This is a genomic window from Micromonospora yangpuensis (assembly GCF_900091615.1).
GTDB lineage: Bacteria > Actinomycetota > Actinomycetes > Mycobacteriales > Micromonosporaceae > Micromonospora > Micromonospora yangpuensis.
In genome coordinates this window covers 5878276-5894900 of record NZ_FMIA01000002.1, presented here as the reverse complement: position 1 = coordinate 5894900, position 16625 = coordinate 5878276, and the positions used below count along the sequence as shown (strand labels likewise).

Genomic DNA, 16625 nt, shown 5'->3' with positions numbered 1-16625 from the left:
GTGCGCTGGTCGCCCGGGGTGAACGGGTCGTCGGCACCGGCGTGCTGGAGGCCGCCGAGACGGTGAACGCCGACATCGAGGCGACCGAGAGCGCCGTCGACACCAGCGCGACGAAGCCGGCCACCGCGCCGGCTGGGAAGTCCGCGCCAGCCGCCGCGCCGGGCGAGGTGCCCACGCCGGCCGCCGTGGCGGAGGTGGTGGACGCCAAGCCGGCCGCCGCGAAGGCCGGCCGGACCCGGGTCACCACGGCCACCAAGGCCGTGAAAACCAAGGCCGACACTGCCAAGTCCGACACGACCAAGGCCGACACGACCAAGTCCGACACCACCAAGTCCGCCACTGCCAAGGCCGACGCCTCGAAGTCCGCCACGACCAAGGCCACGCGGGCCAAGGCCACCACGACCAAGGGCACGACGGAGAGCGGTGGCAAGTCGGCCGGCAGGTCGGCCACCACCGGGACCACCCGGGCGCGGGCTGCCGGTGCGGCGGCCGGGGACACCGCCCCGGCGAAGCCCGCCAAGGGTACGAAGCGGACCCGCCCGGCCGCCGAATAGCAGCGTCACACCGGTGACCCCGGAAGCGTCAGGTGGGACGTTTCCGGGGTCGTCGGCATAAGCTTGCCGGCATGGCCTACGCCGCGCCGATTTTCTTTCTCCACGTCCGCGACGTGATCGAGCTGATCCTGCTCGTCTTCGCGTTGATCGTCCAGGGTGTCGCGTTGGTGCACGCCATCACCCAGCGGTCCGACGCGTTCCCCGCCATCGGCACGCTGCCCAAGGGGGGCTGGATCGCCATCCTGGCGGTCTGCCTGGTGCTGACCCTGCTCGGCTTCGGCCCGATCAGCCTCTTCGGCCTGGTCGGCATCGCGGCGGGCCTCATCTACCTGCTGGACGTCCGGGTCGGGTTGCGCGACCTGAGCGACGGCGGTCGAGGGTCCTGGTGAGAGGTTTCCGCTGGCCGCCTCCGCCCGACGGCGGCCCGCGCCTCGCCGGCCCCGGCCCCGGTGGCCCGCGTACCGGTCGACCCGCCCTGCCCGATCCGGACACCGACCTGGTCACCACGCCACACGGCGTACGCCTGGAGCAGTTGACCACCGGCACCGGCACGCCGGTCACCGTCTTCGCGCACGGGTTGGGCAACGGCATCGCCACCACCCGGCCGTTCGGCAGCGGGGTGACCGGTCGCCGGATCTTCTTCCAGTTCCGGGGACACGGCCGTTCCGACGCGCCGCCGGGCACCTGGACGTACCACGATCTGGCCCGGGACCTGCGCGCGATCGCCGACCTGGGCGGCGCGACGCGGGCGTTCGGGGCGAGCCTGGGCGCGGGAGCGCTCTGCCGGCTGCTGGCCGAGAGCCCGCAGCGCTTCGACCGGCTGGTCCTCTTCCTGCCCGCGGCCCTCGACCAGCCGCGCGGCGCGGTGGCCCGGGAACGGATCACCGACCTGCTCGACGCGGTCGCCAGCGGGGACGCCTCGGTGGTCGCCGAGGTGGTCTCGGTCGAGCTGCCGCCGGCGGTGCGTAACACCCCGGCCGGCTGGTCGTACCTGCGTCAACGCCTCGACCACCTGCTGCGCGACGGTCTCGCGCCGGGCCTGGCCACCCTCGCCGACCAGGTGCCCCTGCCCGACCGGGCGGCGCTGTCGGCGGTCACCGCGCCGGCGCTGGTGATCGGCTGCGCCGGTGACGACCTGCACCCGGTGCCGGTCGCCGAGGAGCTGGCCGCCGCCCTGCCCGGCGCCGAGCTGCACGTGTACGACCGACCGGGGGTGCTCTGGTCCGAACGTGCCGACCTGCGCGCCAGGATCTCCGAATTTCTCAACGAGGCCGCGCACAAAGACTGACGTGGTCTGTCAGGTACCCCTGGCATCGTCGCCGGTATGACAGCACAACCACTCACCGGTGCCGTGGCCCTGGTCGCCGGGGCGACCCGGGGCGCCGGCCGACAGATCGCGGTGCAGCTCGGGGCGGCCGGCGCCACCGTCTACGCCACCGGACGCAGCAGCCGGGCCGGCCGTTCCGAGCTGAACCGGCCGGAGACCATCGAGGAGACCGCCGAACTGGTCACCGCCGCCGGCGGCACCGGCATCGCCGTCGTGGTCGACCACCTGGAGCCCGACCAGGTACGCGCCCTGGTCGAGCGGATCGACGCCGAACAGGGCCGGCTCGACGTCCTGGTAAACGACATCTGGGGGGCCGACCCGCTGATCACCTGGGAGCGGCCGGTCTGGGAACAGCCACTCGACGCCGGCCTGCGCACCCTCCGGCTGGCCGTCGACACCCACCTGATCACCAGCCACTTCGCGCTGCCCCTGCTGATCCGCAACCCGGGCGGACTGCTGGTGGAGATCGGCGACGGCACCACCGAGTACAACGAGGCCAACTACCGCCTCTCGGTCTTCTACGACCTGGCCAAGACGTCGGTGAACCGGCTCGCGTTCGCCCAGGCCAAGGAGCTGGAGCCGCACGGCTGCACCGCCGTGGCGGTCACCCCCGGCTGGCTACGGTCGGAGGCGATGCTCGACCACTTCGGTGTCACCGAGAGCAACTGGCGGGACGCCGCCGCCAGGGAGCCGCACTTCGTCATCTCGGAGAGCCCCGCCTTCGTCGGCCGGGCGGTGGCCGCCCTCGCCGCCGACCCCGACCGGGCCCGGTGGAACGGGCGGTCCACGTCCAGCGGCGAGCTGGCCAAGGTGTACGGCTTCACCGACCTCGACGGCAGCCGCCCCGACGCCTGGCGCTACATGCTGGAGGTCCAGGAGCCCGGCCACCCCGCCAACCCCACCGGCTACCGGTAAGGAAGGGCCCCCTGTTAACGCTTTCGGTATAGAAGGGGCCCCTTCTAACCTCCGCAGTGCCGCGCACTACCGCCGGGTGCTCAGCGCCGCGCACTACCGCCGGGTGCATAGTGCCGCGCGCTACCGCCGGTGCGTAGTGCCGCGCGCTACTGCCGCTCCGTAAGCCGCGCTTCAAACTCCGTACAGTCGTGCTGACCGGTGGGCCGCGTCGGCGAACAGGTCGCGCAACTCGGGCGGGTCCAGCACCTCCACCTCCGGGCCCAGGCCCAACAACTGGTGGTACGCCACCTCCACGGACTCGACGGGCAGCCGCAGCACCGCCCAGCCCTGCCCGTCGGGCCCGTCGGCGGCGGCGACCGCCTCGGCGAAGACGAACGGGGCGTCCACCAGGTGGTGCAGCATCCGTACGCCGGTCGGGCTGACCCGTAGGGTGACCCGTTCGGACAGCATCTGCCGCAGGAACCCGGCGGCTCGCTCCCGCCAGTGCGCGCCCAGGTCGAACCCCTCGTCCCGGTCGAACGTCTCCGCACCCACCTCGACGTCGGTCACCCGGTCCACCCGGTACGTCCGCAGCGCCGTGCCGACCCGCCCGACGAGGTACCAGATCCCGCCCTTGAGCACCAGGCCGTACGGCTGCACGCTGCGGAGCACCTCCCGGTCGCCGCGCCGGTAGCGCAGCGCGACGATCCGGTCCTGCCAGACCGCCCGCGCCAGCTCGGTCAACCACGGTGGTGCGGCGGACTCCCGGAACCAGCCCGGTACGTCGAGGTGAAAACGTTGACCGGTACGGGCCGGAGCGTCGCGCAGGGTGGGCGGAAGCGCCGCGAGCAGCTTCAACTCGGCGGCGGCAACCGCCTCGGCGAGCCCCATCTCGCTGACCGGCCCCGTCAGCCCGGCCAGGAAAAGCGCCTCCGCCTCGTCCCGGCTGAGCCCGGTCAGCCGGGTGCGGTACCCGCCGAGCAGCCGGTACCCGCCGGAGGGCCCCCGGTCGGCGTAGACCGGCACCCCGGCCGCGGAGAGCGCCAGCACGTCCCGGTACACGGTCCGCTCGGAGACCTCCAGCTCCTCGGCCAGTTCGGCGGCGGTCATCGTCTCCCGCGCCTGCAACAGCAACACCATCGAGATCAACCTGGCCGCCCGCACCCACCCATTGTGAAGGAAGGGCCCCTTGTTAACGGGCGGTCGTGAGAGGGGTGCCCCGCTCTACCGAATGCGTTAACAAGGGGCCCTTCCTTACCAGGGGCGGGGGGTTAGGAGGCGGCGGTCGTAGGCGGCGGCGACCGCGGCGGCCCGGTCGTTGACGCCGAGTTTGGCGTAGACGTGCAGCAGGTGGGTCTTGACGGTGGCCTCGCTGATGAACAGTCGGGCGGCGGCCTCCCGGTTGGACGAGCCCCGGGCCACCAGGGTCAGCACCTCCAGTTCCCGTTGGCTCAGTGGCTCGGCGGCCGGGGCGCGCAGGTGGCCCATGAGCCGTCCGGCGACGGTGGGGGAGAGCACCGACTCGCCCCGGGCTGCCGCCCGTACCGCCCGGACCAGCTCGTCCCGGGGCGCGTCCTTGAGCAGGTAACCGGTGGCCCCGGCCTCGATCGCCGGCAGCACGTCGGCGTCGGTGTCGTACGTGGTCAGCACGAGTACCCGGACCGTCGGCGCGGACCGGGCCAGCCGGCCGATCGCGGTGACTCCGTCCATGCCCGGCATCCGCAGGTCCATCAGGACCACGTCCGGGTGGTACGTGGCGGCCAGGGCGAGCGCCTCGGCACCGTCCCGGGCCTCGCCGACGACCTCGAACCCCGGGTCGCCGGCGAACATGCCGCGCAGGCCGTCCCGGACCACCGGATGGTCGTCGACGATCAGCAGGCGTACCGGATCCGGCCCGGCACCACCACCGGAGCCGGCACCCGTCCCACTGTCCCCGGCCGGGCGGCCGGAACCCGTCCCACTGTCCCCGGCCGGGCGGCCGGAACCCGTCCCACCGTCCCCGGCCGGGCGGCCGGGACTCGTCCCACCGTCCCCGGCCGGGCGGCCGGGACCCGCCTGCCGGTCCCCGGCCGGGCCGCCGGGACCCGCCTGCCGGTCCCCGGCCGGGCCGCCGGGGATCATCCGACCGCGCCTGGTAGAGCGGGCACGCTGGCCGAGACGGCGGTCCCGACGCCCGGCTCGGACTCGACGGCCAGCCGGCCACCCACCCCGGTCACCCGTTGCCGCATGGCGGCCAGCCCGAAGCCACCGTCCGCCGTGGTCCGATCGCCGTCGTCGTCGAAGCCCTTGCCGTCGTCGCGGACGTCCAGGGTCACCTCGTCGGCCATGTACGACAGGGTGAGTCGGACCCGGGTCGGATCGGCGTGCCGGGCGGCGTTGGCCAGCGCCTCCTGGGCGGCCCGCAGCAGGGTCACCTCGACCTCCGGGTGCAGGGGGCGGGGCGTACCGGTGGTGTGCACCTCACCGGGCACCTCGTTGATCGTCGACCAGCGGCGTACCAGGTCGGTCAGGACCTCGGGGAGCCGGGCCGTCTCCAGCGGTTCGGGGCGTACCGCCCGGACCGAGCGGCGGGCCTCGGTGAGGCTCTCCCGGGCCAGCGCGACCGCGGTGTCCACGTGCCGCTGCCAGTCGGCGGGCCGGTCCCGGGCCTGGCCGGCGGCGGCCAGCTGGGTGATGATGCCGGTGAGCCCCTGGGCCAGGGTGTCGTGGATCTCCCGGGCCATCCGCTGCCGTTCGTCCAGCACGCCGGCCTCCCGGGCCTGGGTGAGCAGCTGGGCGTGCAGCCCCTCGTTCTCCCGCATGGTCTCGGCCAGCCGGTGGTTCGCCTCGGCCAGCTCCTCGACCAGCTTCTTGCGTAGGGCGTGCTGCCGGTCGTTGAGCGTGCTGAACCAGGTGACCCCGCCGGCCACCCCCACGTTGAACAGCACCAGCACCGCCCAGAGCAGCCAGTGTGCCAGGGAGTCGGGTGGGCCGGCGCTCTGCGCGGTGGCGACCAGCACCGCGCAGGCGCCGACCCCGGCGAGCCGCCACCGGCCGCGTAGCGCCAGGCCGGCGTGCAGGAAACCGGCCCAGGCGAAGAAGCCGTACCAGGGACTGGCGACGATCAGCACGGCGGCGAACGCGAGCAGCCCGAGGTAGTACCCGGCCATCAGCCGGCGCCGCTGCCGCCAGCCGGGATGCAGGTCGACGAACCAGCCGACCCAGCCGGCGGCCACCAGGGCGACGGGCAGCGACACGGTCAGCGGGAGGCTGCCGGGGGCCGCCGCGAAGATGCTCAACACCGACCCCAGGACCAGTCCCGCGTACGGCACCACGCGGTGCAGTCGGGCCTCGTGGGCCTGCCACGCGGCGAGCCCGGCGACCTGCTCGGCGGCGCTGGTCACGTCCGGCTCACTCCCAGCGGAACAGCTTGGCGGCGACCGTGCCGGCGAGCACGGCGATGACCGCCATTATGACCAGCGGCAACGGCTGTGGGGCGGTCCCGGTCCAGGAGTCCAGCAGCGCCTGCACGCCCGGGGGCGTCCACTCGCCGACGGTGGCCAGGAAGTCGGGCAGCAGGAACCGGGGCAGGTAGACCCCACCGAAGAACATCACCACCATGAACAGCGGTACGGCCATGGCCTGCGCCGCCCGGGTCGTCCGGGCCAGCGCCGCGACGAGCAGCCCCAGCACCAGCAGTGCCGCCGTACCCACCACGAGGGCGACGGCGAAGCCGAACGGATGCTTCGGCAGCGGCACCCCGAAGGCGAGTCGGGCGACCACCACCAGCAGCACCGCGCTGGCCAGGATCGCCACCAGGGTGACCACCAGGTGGGCGGCGAGCAGCGCCGCCGGGCTGGCCGGCGTGGTCGCCAGCCGACGCAGCACCCCGCGCTCCCGGTAGGTGGCCAGGATGGTCGGCAGGCCGTTCACCGCCGCCACCGCCAGGGTGATCACCAGCAGCGACGGGGCGAAGTAGGTGACGAACGACTGTCCGTCGAAGTCCGGGTTCGGTTCCCGGGTCGCGGGGATCAACCCGAGGACGACCAGGACCAGGACCGGGATGCCGACCACGGCCAACACCGTCGGTACGTCCCGCAGGTAGAGCTTCGTCTCGGTCTTGAGGATCTGCCGGAAGGCGGACACGGTGCCTCTCCTCACTCGGCCGGGCGGTGCCCGGTCAGCTCGACGAAGGCGTCGTCGAGGGTGGACTGTTCCAGCCGCAGGTCGGCGGCGACGATCTGGTTACGGGCCAGCACCGAGGTGACCGCGTGCAGCAGGTCACCGGTGCCGGTCACCAGCAGGTGCGCCCCGCTGTGCCGTACCGAGGCGACCTGGGGCAGGGCGGTGAGCAGCCGGTCGTCCACCGGCGCCGACGGCCGGAACCGGACCCGCTGCTCCGGGGCCACCGCCGAGACCAGGCGGGCCGGGGTGTCCAGCGCCACCACCCGGCCACCGTCGATGACCGCCACCCGGTCGCAGAGCCGTTCCGCCTCGGCCATGAAGTGGGTGACCAGGACGATCGTCACGCCCCGGTCGCGGATCCGTTCGATCAGCTCCCAGGTCTCCCGGCGGGCCTGCGGGTCCAGCCCGGTGGTCAGCTCGTCCAGGATGGCGATCTGCGGGTTGCCGACCAGCGCCAGCGCGATGGAGAGCCGCTGCTTCTGCCCGCCGGAGAGACTCTTGTAGGGGGTGTTCCGCTTCGCGCCGAGCCCCAACTCCTCGATCAGCTGCTCCGGGTCGGCCGGGTCGCGGTAGAACGACGCGTACATCCGGAGGGCCTCGGCGACCCGGAGCCGGTCGGGCAGTTGGCTCTCCTGCAACTGGACCCCGACCACCTGCCGGAGCCGGGCCGCGTCCCGGCGGGGGTCGGCCCCCAGGACCGACACCCCGCCCCCGTCCGGTACGCGCAGGCCGGCGACACACTCCACGGTGGTGGTCTTGCCGGCCCCGTTCGGACCGAGTACGCCGAAGATCTCCCCGGCGTCCACCGTGAACGAGACGTCCCGCACCGCCACCAGATCGCCGTACCGCTTGTGCAGGTCCGTCACCTCGATGACCGGTGCCATGCCGCCTCCCCGCGCTTGTCGTCGTACCCGGGGAGAAGCCTGCCGGGCGCGGCGGCCGGGCGGATCGACCAGCCGGCGGGACCCGCCACCGCCCGGGGTGGAGCGATCCGGTCAACCAACTGGTTGATGCCGCAGCCGCCCGGCCGGTGCGGGCGGCCGGCCCGTGGGTCGGTCGGGTCGGCGGCGGTGGTGGCCGGGGGGAACTAGGCTCCCCCCTCGTGAACGCACCCAGGATCACCGCGCCGGTCACCGGCGCCGTCGGCCGGTTCTTCGCCGGGGCCGGCCTGCTGCTGCGCGGGCTCGGCCTCTACGTCCGCAGCCCCGGCCTGATGCTGCTCGGCGTCATCCCGGCGTTGATCACCGCCGTCCTCTTCGGCCTGGCCTTCTTCGCGCTCATCTACTTCGTCGACGACTGGACGGCGGCGGTCACCCCGTTCGCCGACGACTGGTCGGCGACCGCCCGGCGGTTGACCCGGGTGATCGCCGGACTGGCCCTGCTGGGGCTCGCCGGCATGGTCGGGGTGCTCGGTTTCACCGCGGTCACCCTGGTCGTCGGCGACCCGTTCTACGAGAAGATCTCCGAACGGGTGGAGCAGCGCTGCGGCGGCACCCCGGACGCGGTGGAGGTGCCGTTCTGGGCCTCACTGCGGCGCAGCACCGCCGACTCGCTGCGGCTGCTGGCGATCTCGGTACCGATCGGTATCGCGCTCTTCGCCGCCGGGTTCATCCCGGTGCTTGGGCAGACCGTGGTACCGGTCGTCGGGGCCACCATCGGTGGTTGGCTGCTCGCCACCGAGCTGGTCGGGGCGCCCTTCTACCGCCGCGGCAAGGGACTGGCGCAGCGTCGGGCGGCGCTCAAGGCGGACCGGCCCACCGCGCTCGGCTTCGGGGTGGCGGTCTTCCTCTGTTTCCTGATCCCGCTCGGCGCGGTCCTGATCATGCCGGCGGCGGTGGCCGGCGCGGCGCTGCTGGCCCGCCGGAGTCTCGGCCAACCGACCGTGCTGAGCCGGGGCGGGCAGCGGTCAGTCGAGCCGTCGTAGACAGGACCACTGGCTGCCCACCGCCCGGTAACCGAGCCGGGTGTTGACCGCCAGCATCGGCGCGTTGGCCTCGTCGTTGGCGGTGTACGCGATCCGGACGCCGGCGTGGGCCGCCCGGTGCAGCGCCGCCTGCTTGACCAGCCGGGCCAGCCCACGCCCCCGGTACCGGGGAACCGTGGCGGTGTAGTCCGACCACATCCGGTCGCCGTCGACCTGCACCAGGCTGTACGCGGCGACCCCGCCGTCGACCCAGGCGACCGTGCTGCTGTCGTGGTCCAGCCCGGGATCGTCCCAGACGTCGTACCGCCAGAACTCGTACGTCAACGTGTCGGCCGGTACGTCGTCGGGCACGTCGGCGACCGTCGCCGCCTCGGCCCGGTACACCTGCCCGGGGTCGACGTCGGCCAGCCGGAGCAGGCGTACCCCGGTCGGGGCGACCGGCGACGGCGGTGCGGGTCGCAGGTCGAGCGCGGAGTACCGCTGCTCGCGACCGGGGTCGAAGCCACGCCGCCGGGCGAACGGCAGCGAGTCGGGCAGCACCCGGGCCCGGACCGTGCGCACGCCCAACGCGGTGAGGTGGCCCAGGGCCCGCCCCAGCAGTGCGCCGCCGATGCCCCGGCCCCGTCGCTCCGGGTGCACGTGCAGGGTGGACACCTCGCCGGTGTCACCGCGGGCGGTACGCCCGTTGCGGTACGCCGACACCCATCCGACGACCTCCCCGTCCACCTCGGCGACCAGGGCGGCCAGCTGCTCACCGGGCGGCGGATCGACGATCGTACGCCGGGTAGTCGCGACCCCGCGTACCGGGAAGGGGTAGACCCGGGCCCGCAACGCCACGACCGCCGGTGCGTCGTCGGCCCGGGCGACCCGGACCAGTACGTCAGGCCGGTCGGTGGTCGTCATGGCAGCGTCCCTGTCGGTCGGGTCATTGCCTCGCCGGGACCGCGGCGACCGCCTCGACCTCGACGAGCTGGTCCGGATAGCCCAGCACGGTCACCCCGAGCAGGGTGCTGGGCGGATCGTGGTCCCCGAAGGCGTCCCGGACCACCCGCCAGACCGACACCAGGTCGGCCTGCCGGCTCGACGCCACGTACACGGTGGTCTTGACCACGTCGGTGAGCCGGGCGTCGGCCGCCGCCAGGGCGGTCACCAGGTTCGCCATGACCTGCCGGGCCTGGCCGACCGGGTCGCCGGGGGCGACGACACCCCCGGTGGAGTCGAGGGGGCAGGCACCGGCGGTGAACACCAGCCGGGATCCCGGGGCGACGGTGGCCAGGTAGGCGTACTGGGCGGTGTCGCTCAGTTCGGGTACGCGCAGCAGCGAGACGGCATCCGGCACCCCGGCAGGCTAACCGCGACCACCACCCACCCGCGCCCCGTTTCCCGCGCGGCGCCCGCGCCTGTTTCCCGCGCCCTGTTTCCCGCGACCCGTTTCCCGCGCGGCGCCCGCGCGCTCCCCGCGGTGTCCGCCCGCCCGCGCGCTCCCCGTGGTGTCCGCCCGCTCGCTCCGCGTGGTGCCCGCTGCCGGAGGTGAGAAGGGGACCCCGCTATACCGAAAGCGTTAACAGGGGGCCCTTCCTTACGTGGAGGCGCGGGGGATGAGGGTGGTGGGGAGGATGGTGGCCTGGTCGATCTGTTCGCCGGCGGCCAGGCGGAGCAGGAGGCGGGTCATCACCCGGCCGATCTGCCGGATCGGCTGCCGGACGGTGGTCAGCGGCGGTTCGGTGTAGGCGGCGGAGGAGATGTCGTCGAAGCCGACCACCGCCACGTCCTGCGGCACCTGCCGCCCGCTGTCCCGCAGCGTGCGCAGGGCGGCGTGCGCCATCAGGTCGGAGGCGGCGAAGACGGCGTCCAGGTCGGGTCGCCGGTCGAGCAGTTCCCGCATGGCCGCCGCCCCGGAGTCCCGGGTGAAGTCGCCGTAGGCGACCAGCGTCGGCAGCCCGGCGGCGGCGAGTGCGTCCCGGTACCCGGTGAGGCGTTCGATGCCGGCGACCATGTCCTGCGGCCCGGCGATGGTGGCGATGCGCCGCCGGCCGGAGTCGATCAGGTGGGCCACCGCGCGGGCCACCCCGCCCGCGTGGTCCACGTCCACGTACGGCACCGACTGCTCGCCGAGCGGACGGCCGCTGCACACCGTCGGGATACCGAGGGCGGCCAGGGTGCCGGGCAGCGGGTCGGCACCGTGCAGCGAGGCGAAGAGGACCCCGTCGACGTGCCTACCGGTGGTGTAACGCCGTACCCGGGCGTGCCCGGCCGGTGAGCCGGCGAGCATCAGCACGAGCTGCTTGTCGGCGGCCTCCAGTTCCTGGCTGACCCCGTGGATGATGCCGGGGAAGACCTGGTCGTCGGAGAAGACCCGGGTGGCCGCCTCCGGCATCACCAAGGCGATCGAGTCGGTCCGGTGGGTGACCAGGCTCCGGGCGGCCAGGTTCGGGGCGTACCCCAGCTCGGCGACGGCCCGCCGGACCGCCTCCTGGATCGGCCCGGCGACCGTGGTCGAGCCGTTGACCACCCGCGACACGGTGGCCCGGGAGACCCCGGCTCGCCGGGCCACCTCCTCCAACGTGGGACGTTGCGCCATGGTCGTCGATGATCCCAGCCCGGCTCACCGCCCGGTGCGGGAGATCACCCCTTGGTACCGGCGGTCACCCGGTACGCAGACCGGGCAGCAGGCTGGGGTCGCCGGTCACGGACAGGGTGTCGAAGGCGATCCGGCCCCAGAGGGCCAGCAGCAGGTCGCTGGCGGTGCCGGAGACCTGCACCCGGGCGTGGTGGTCGTCGTGGTCGAGGATCGTGTCGGTGTCCAGCAGGGCCACCCCCTCGCCGCGCAGCCGCAGGTACCACTCCTGGGCGGCGTCGGTGGCGGTCAGCTGGACCACCCCGCGCCACTGGCCGGTCTTCGCCCGGCGGCCGGCCGGCAGCCAGGTGTCCAGCACCTCGCTGACCCCGTCGGCGGCGAGCTTCGCCTCGACCGGGTCACCGGCGGCGATGGCGAGCTGGGCGTCCCAGCGGTGCACCGCCGTCTCGTGGGCCATCCGGCGGGGCCAGAAGCCGGCCTTCTTGGGCTGCGGGGCCCAGTTCCAGGCGGGGGCCTCCGGGTCGAGGCCGTCGAAGAGGGCCATCAGCTGGTCGTACGACTGCTGCCAGAGCTGCAGCGCGCTGGTGCCCGGCGGCAGTTCGGTCTCCTCGCGGCGCGGCGGCGCGGCGGTGGCACCGGAGCCGGCGAAGGAGTGCACCCACCGGTAGAGCCCGGCGAGGTGCAGGGTGAGGTCGTTCACCGTCCAGCCGGGGCAGGACAGGACCGGTGTCTCAGGGGGTGCTTCCGCCACGGCGGCGGCGAACGCGGGGCCCTCGGCCCGCAGCGCGCCGATCCAGAAGTCCTTCGTGCCGTGCAGTCTGCTCATGCGTCCTCCTGGGCGACCGGGCCACCAGTGGGTGCCACGGGTCCTCTTCAGCCTAGGGTGAAAGGCGTGTCCGACGTTAGTGCCCAGCCGACCCCTGAAATCCAACCTGCCGACGCGTGTTCGTTGGCGAAATTCACCACGTTGTGCCTCGGCGGAGCGGCGGCTCGTATCGAGACCGCCACCAGCTCCGGTGAAATCGTACAAAAAGTACGAGAAGCGCAGGCGCGGGACGAGCCGGTCCTCATTCTCGCGGGCGGCAGCAACGTGGTGATCGGTGACGAGGGCTTCCCCGGCACCGTCGTCCTGGTCCGCTCCCGGGGGTTGCGGGTGGTCGCCGAGGACCCCGAGACCGTCACCGTACGGGTCGAGGCGGGCGAGCCCTGGGACGAGCTGGTCGCCGCGACTCTCGCCAACGGCTGGTCCGGACTGGAGTGCCTCTCCGGGATCCCCGGCTCCACCGGGGCCACCCCGATCCAGAACGTCGGCGCGTACGGCCAGGAGGTGGCCGAGACGATCACCGGCGTCCAGGTGTACGACCGCCACACCGGCGAGCTGGGCCGGATCGCCGCCGCGGACTGCGGGTTCGCGTACCGGTCCAGCATCTTCAAGTACAGCGACCGCTGGGCGGTGCTCTCGGTCGACTTCCGGCTGGCCCGCTCACCGCTGTCCGGCCCGGTCCGCTACGCCGAGCTGGCCCGGTCCCTCGGGGTCGAGGTGGGTCAGCGGGTGCCACTGGCCGACGCGCGGGCCACCGTGCTGCGGCTGCGCGCCGGTAAGGGCATGGTGCTCGACCCGAGCGACCCGGACACCCGTTCGGTCGGCTCGTTCTTCACCAACCCGGTCCTCGACCAGGCCGCGTACCAGCTGTTCCGGGCGCGTGCGGCGGAGTTCGGCGAGCCGCCGGCGTGGCCGGGCACCGGGGACGTCGTCAAGATCAGCGCGGCCTGGCTGATCGACAAGGCCGGGTTCGCCAAGGGGCACCCGGGTCCGGCGGGGGTGGCCATCTCCACCAAGCACACCCTCGCGCTCACCAACCGCAGCGGCACCGCCCGTACCGCCGACCTGGTCACCCTGGCCCGCCGGATCCGCGACGGCGTGCACGAGCGGTTCGGCGTCACCCTGCACCCCGAGCCGGTCCTGATCAACTGCACCGTCTGACCCCGGCCTGACCGTCTGGCCCCGGCCTACGGGTTCGGGGCGACGGTGTGCCAGGGGACGGTGATCTCCCCGAGGCGCCAGCGGCGCGGGCGGTCCAGCACCGGCCAGCCGGCCGCCCGGACCGTACCGACCGTGGCCGACCAGCGTTGCCGGGGGCCGTACGGGGCGTACCCGGCAGTGGCCCGCCAGGCCTCCTCCATGGCCCGGAGCAGGTCGTGTACGCGTTCACCGGGCACGTTGCGGTGGATCAACGCCTTGGGTAGGCGTTCGGCGAACCGGGCCGGCGACTCCAGGGTGTCGAGGCGGGCGGCCAGGGTCAGCGTGCGTGGGCCGGTGGCGTCGATCAGCAGCCAACCGCCGAGCCGGCCCAGCTCGTCGCAGGTGCCCTCGACGAGTCGACCACCGGGGGCCAGTGCCCGGGTCATCGTCTGCCAGGCGGCGGGAACCTCGCTCTCGTCGTACTGGCGGAGCACGTTGAACGCGCGGACCAGGCAGGGGCGCAACCCGGCCAGCTCGAAGCCGCCCCGGGCGAAGGTCAACCCGGGTGGCTCGGCGGCCGGTTCGGCGGCGGCCACCCGTACCGGATCGATCTCCAGGCCGACCAGTCGCACGTCGGCGCGGACCCGCGCGGCGAGCCGGGCGCGCAGCTCGACGGCGGTGGTCGGGGTGGCGCCGTAACCGAGGTCGACCACCAGCGGGTCGGCGGCCGAGGCCACGACGTCACCACAGCTCTCGACGATCCAGTTGTCCACCCGGCGGAGCCGGTTCGGGTTGGTCGTCCCCCGGGTCACCACCCCAACGGGGCTCTGTCGCGCGAGCGACCCGCTCGGGCCCTGTCGCGAAAGCGACCCGCCGGGGCTCTGTGGCGTCAACGCGGGCACCTCAGATCCGGTGCACCTTGTGCTGGGCGGCCTGGGCCAGCGGGCGGACCACCAGCCGGTCCACGTTGACGTGCTGTGGCCGGGTCGCGCACCAGGCGATGCAGTCGGCGACGTCGTCGGCGACCAGCGGGTCGGGCACCCCGGCGTAGACGGCGTCGGCCCGCTCGGTGTCGCCGTCGAACCGGTGCAGGCTGAACTCGTCGGTACGGACCATGCCCGGGTCGATCTCGATCACCCGGAGCGGCCGGCCGGACAGCTCCAGCCGGAGCGTGCCGGCCACCGCCGTCTGGGCGTGCTTGGCCGCGCTGTAGCCGCCGCCGCCCTCGTACACGGTGAAGCCGGCGGTGGAACTGACGATCACGATGGTGCCGGCGCCGGAGGCCTCCAGCGCGGGCAGCAGCGCCTGGGTGACCCGCAGCGTGCCGAGCACGTTGGTGTCGTACATCCACTGCCAGTCGCCGACCGAGCCGGACTCGACCGGGTCGAGACCGCGTGCCCCGCCGGCGTTGTTTACCAGCAGGGTCACCGGGCCCGGCGCCGCGGTGGCGGCTGTAGCCAGTGCGGCCACCGATTCGTCGGAGGTGACGTCGCAGGCCACGGCGGTCGCCGCGCCACCGGCCTCGACGATGCCGGCGACCAGTTGCGCCAACCGGTCGGTACGCCGGGCGGCGGCGAGCACGTGGAAGCCCTCGGTGGCGAGCCGACGGGCGGTGGCGGCGCCGATCCCGCTGGAGGCTCCGGTGACGATCGCGACGGGGGTCATCCGGCCATTCTGCTCGGTGCGGCCGGAATCCACCGCCGGGCGGGGTGCGCCGGTCGATGAGGTCCGTCACGCCTGGCGGTGGCCCCGACGCATCACCGGCACCGGACCGGGAAGATGAAGGTGAGCGCGGACGTTGTCCGAAAAGCGCCGGTCGACGCGGACGGCATGAAACCGTGACAAAAGGAGCGGACATGGCGGAGACGCACACCGGCGTCGGGCGTCAGCGAGGTGCCCGACCGTGGCCCCGGCCTCGACGGATCGCCACCATCTCGCTGCACACCTCACCGTTGCACCAACCCGGCACCGGTGACGCCGGCGGAATGAACGTCTACGTGCTGGAGATCGCCCGCCGCCTGGCCGAGGCCGACGTCGAGGTGGAGATCTTCACCCGGGCGACCTCCGGCGACCTGCCCCCGGTGGTCGAGGTCGCACCGGGGGTGCAGGTCCGGCACGTGATGTCGGGCCCGCTGGAGGGGCTGACCAAGGAGGAGCTGCCCGGCCAGCTCTGCGCCTTCACCGCCGGGGTGCTGCGGGCCGAGGCGGCCCGCCCGCCCGGCCACTACGACCTGATCCACTCGCACTACTGGCTCTCCGGCCAGGTCGGCTGGCTGGCCAAGGAGCGCTGGGGGGTGCCGCTGGTGCACACCGCGCACACCCTGGCCAAGGTCAAGAACTCCCGGTTGGCCATCGGGGACCGCCCCGAGCCCAAGGCCCGGGTGATCGGCGAGGAGCAGGTCGTCGCCGAGGCCGACCGGTTGGTCGCCAACACCCGGGTCGAGGCAGGTGACCTGATCGCCTGCTACGACGCCGACCCCGACCGGGTGGTCGTGGTCCAGCCCGGCGTCGATCTGGACCGGTTCCGCCCACCGGCGGTCGGTCGCACCGCGGGCCGGGCCGCCGCCCGCCGCCGGCTCGGCCTGCCGGAACAGGGCCACGTGGTGGCGTTCGTCGGACGGATCCAGCCCCTGAAGGCCCCGGACGTGCTGATCCGGGCGGCTGCGGCGCTGCGGGACCGCGACCCGCTCCTCGCCGACCAGCTCACCGTGCTGATCGTGGGTGGCCCGAGCGGCAGCGGCCTGGACCGGCCGACCGCCCTGATCGAACTGGCCGCGTCCCTCGGCATCAGCGCGCGGGTGCGCTTCCTGCCGCCGCAGACCGGTGACGGGCTGCCCGCCGTGTACCGGGCCGCCGACCTGGTCGCCGTGCCCTCGTACAACGAGTCGTTCGGCCTGGTCGCCCTGGAGGCCCAGGCCTGCGGTACGCCGGTGCTCGCCGCCGCCGTCGGCGGACTGGTCACCGCGGTCCGGGACCAGGTCAGCGGGGTGCTCATCGACGGACACGACCCGGTCGACTGGGCCCGTACGCTCGGCCGGCTACTGCCGGACGTCTCCCGCCTGGACACCCTCTCCCGGGGGGCCGCCCGGCACGCCCGCAACTTCTCCTGGCACCACACCGCCGCCGGGTTGCTCCAGGTCTACGGCGAGACGATCGTCGAGCACCGGGCCCGACGGGCCGCCCGACTGGCCGGCGACCCCGCCCTCGCCTGCTCCTGGTGA

At 73.8% G+C, this 16625-nt stretch carries 17 protein-coding genes; 6 read left to right on the top strand and 11 right to left on the bottom strand.

Features of this window, described 5'->3' with window-relative positions; all coding sequences use genetic code 11:
• Positions 1–625 precede the first annotated feature (625 nt).
• Genes GA0070617_RS26580 through GA0070617_RS26570 form a run of 3 tightly spaced genes read left to right on the top strand, consistent with a single transcriptional unit; the run spans position 626 to position 2796 of the window.
• On the top strand, positions 626–943 hold the full coding sequence (locus GA0070617_RS26580; protein ID WP_091444526.1) for a DUF2516 family protein: 318 nt from the start codon (positions 626–628) through the stop codon (positions 941–943).
• Positions 940–1842 (top strand): alpha/beta fold hydrolase, encoded by a 903-nt coding sequence (locus GA0070617_RS26575; protein WP_091444523.1) that lies wholly within the window; start codon positions 940–942, stop codon positions 1840–1842. The genes GA0070617_RS26580 and GA0070617_RS26575 overlap by 4 nt, the downstream gene beginning before the upstream one ends.
• A gap of 36 nt (positions 1843–1878) precedes the next feature.
• Entirely contained in the window at positions 1879–2796 is a 918-nt protein-coding gene (locus tag GA0070617_RS26570) for an SDR family oxidoreductase (RefSeq protein WP_091444520.1), read from the top strand.
• 171 nt (positions 2797–2967) lie between these two features.
• Here the strand turns inward: GA0070617_RS26570 and GA0070617_RS26565 are convergent, their stop codons facing one another.
• The 5 genes from GA0070617_RS26565 to GA0070617_RS26545 form a co-directional block, all read right to left on the bottom strand.
• Positions 2968–3939: a helix-turn-helix transcriptional regulator gene (locus GA0070617_RS26565; RefSeq protein ID WP_091444517.1), complete on the bottom strand. Its 972-nt coding sequence runs from the start codon at positions 3937–3939 to the stop codon at positions 2968–2970.
• Between the two features lie 90 nt (positions 3940–4029).
• Entirely contained in the window at positions 4030–4653 is a 624-nt protein-coding gene (locus GA0070617_RS26560) for a response regulator transcription factor (protein ID WP_091447484.1), read from the bottom strand.
• A gap of 239 nt (positions 4654–4892) precedes the next feature.
• Complete coding sequence (locus GA0070617_RS26555; protein ID WP_091444514.1) at positions 4893–6158, bottom strand: sensor histidine kinase; 1266 nt, start codon at positions 6156–6158, stop codon at positions 4893–4895.
• Between the two features lie 7 nt (positions 6159–6165).
• The gene (locus GA0070617_RS26550) at positions 6166–6900 is read right to left on the bottom strand and encodes an ABC transporter permease (RefSeq protein WP_091444511.1); all 735 of its coding nucleotides are present in this window, start codon (positions 6898–6900) and stop codon (positions 6166–6168) included.
• Between the two features lie 11 nt (positions 6901–6911).
• Positions 6912–7823, bottom strand: a complete 912-nt coding sequence (locus tag GA0070617_RS26545; RefSeq protein ID WP_091444507.1) for an ABC transporter ATP-binding protein — start codon at positions 7821–7823, stop codon at positions 6912–6914.
• A gap of 218 nt (positions 7824–8041) precedes the next feature.
• On the opposite strand from GA0070617_RS26545, the gene GA0070617_RS26540 reads away from it, so the two are divergent.
• Entirely contained in the window at positions 8042–8863 is an 822-nt protein-coding gene (locus tag GA0070617_RS26540; RefSeq protein ID WP_091447480.1) for an EI24 domain-containing protein, read from the top strand.
• Here the strand turns inward: GA0070617_RS26540 and GA0070617_RS26535 are convergent.
• The 4 genes from GA0070617_RS26535 to GA0070617_RS26520 all read right to left on the bottom strand — a co-directional run bounded on the left by GA0070617_RS26535 (position 8846) and on the right by GA0070617_RS26520 (position 12267).
• Positions 8846–9766, bottom strand: a complete 921-nt coding sequence (locus GA0070617_RS26535; protein WP_091444503.1) for a GNAT family N-acetyltransferase — start codon at positions 9764–9766, stop codon at positions 8846–8848. The genes GA0070617_RS26540 and GA0070617_RS26535 overlap by 18 nt on opposite strands.
• A 22-nt stretch (positions 9767–9788) precedes the next feature.
• Complete coding sequence (locus GA0070617_RS26530) at positions 9789–10202, bottom strand: RidA family protein (RefSeq protein WP_091444500.1); 414 nt, start codon at positions 10200–10202, stop codon at positions 9789–9791.
• 240 nt (positions 10203–10442) lie between these two features.
• Positions 10443–11444, bottom strand: coding sequence for a LacI family DNA-binding transcriptional regulator (locus GA0070617_RS26525; protein WP_091444497.1), 1002 nt, complete (start codon positions 11442–11444; stop codon positions 10443–10445).
• Positions 11445–11508: 64 nt separating this feature from the next.
• Positions 11509–12267, bottom strand: a complete 759-nt coding sequence (locus tag GA0070617_RS26520) for a maleylpyruvate isomerase family mycothiol-dependent enzyme (RefSeq protein ID WP_091444494.1) — start codon at positions 12265–12267, stop codon at positions 11509–11511.
• Between the two features lie 66 nt (positions 12268–12333).
• Between GA0070617_RS26520 and GA0070617_RS26515 the strand changes: the two genes are divergently transcribed.
• A complete protein-coding gene (locus GA0070617_RS26515) occupies positions 12334–13425 on the top strand; it encodes a UDP-N-acetylmuramate dehydrogenase (protein ID WP_091444491.1) in 1092 nt (363 codons plus the stop codon).
• Between the two features lie 26 nt (positions 13426–13451).
• On the opposite strand, the gene GA0070617_RS26510 is transcribed toward GA0070617_RS26515, so the two are convergent.
• Both GA0070617_RS26510 and GA0070617_RS26505 read right to left on the bottom strand, forming a co-directional pair.
• Positions 13452–14219 carry an SAM-dependent methyltransferase gene (locus tag GA0070617_RS26510; protein ID WP_091444488.1) on the bottom strand — a complete coding sequence of 256 codons (768 nt, stop codon included), beginning with the start codon at positions 14217–14219 and terminating at the stop codon, positions 13452–13454.
• An 88-nt stretch (positions 14220–14307) separates the two neighbouring features.
• Complete coding sequence (locus GA0070617_RS26505; RefSeq protein WP_091447476.1) at positions 14308–15069, bottom strand: SDR family oxidoreductase; 762 nt, start codon at positions 15067–15069, stop codon at positions 14308–14310.
• Positions 15070–15260: 191 nt separating this feature from the next.
• Here GA0070617_RS26505 and mshA point away from each other — a divergent pair, with 191 nt between their 5' ends.
• Entirely contained in the window at positions 15261–16625 is a 1365-nt protein-coding gene (gene mshA, locus GA0070617_RS26500) for a D-inositol-3-phosphate glycosyltransferase (RefSeq protein ID WP_091444484.1), read from the top strand.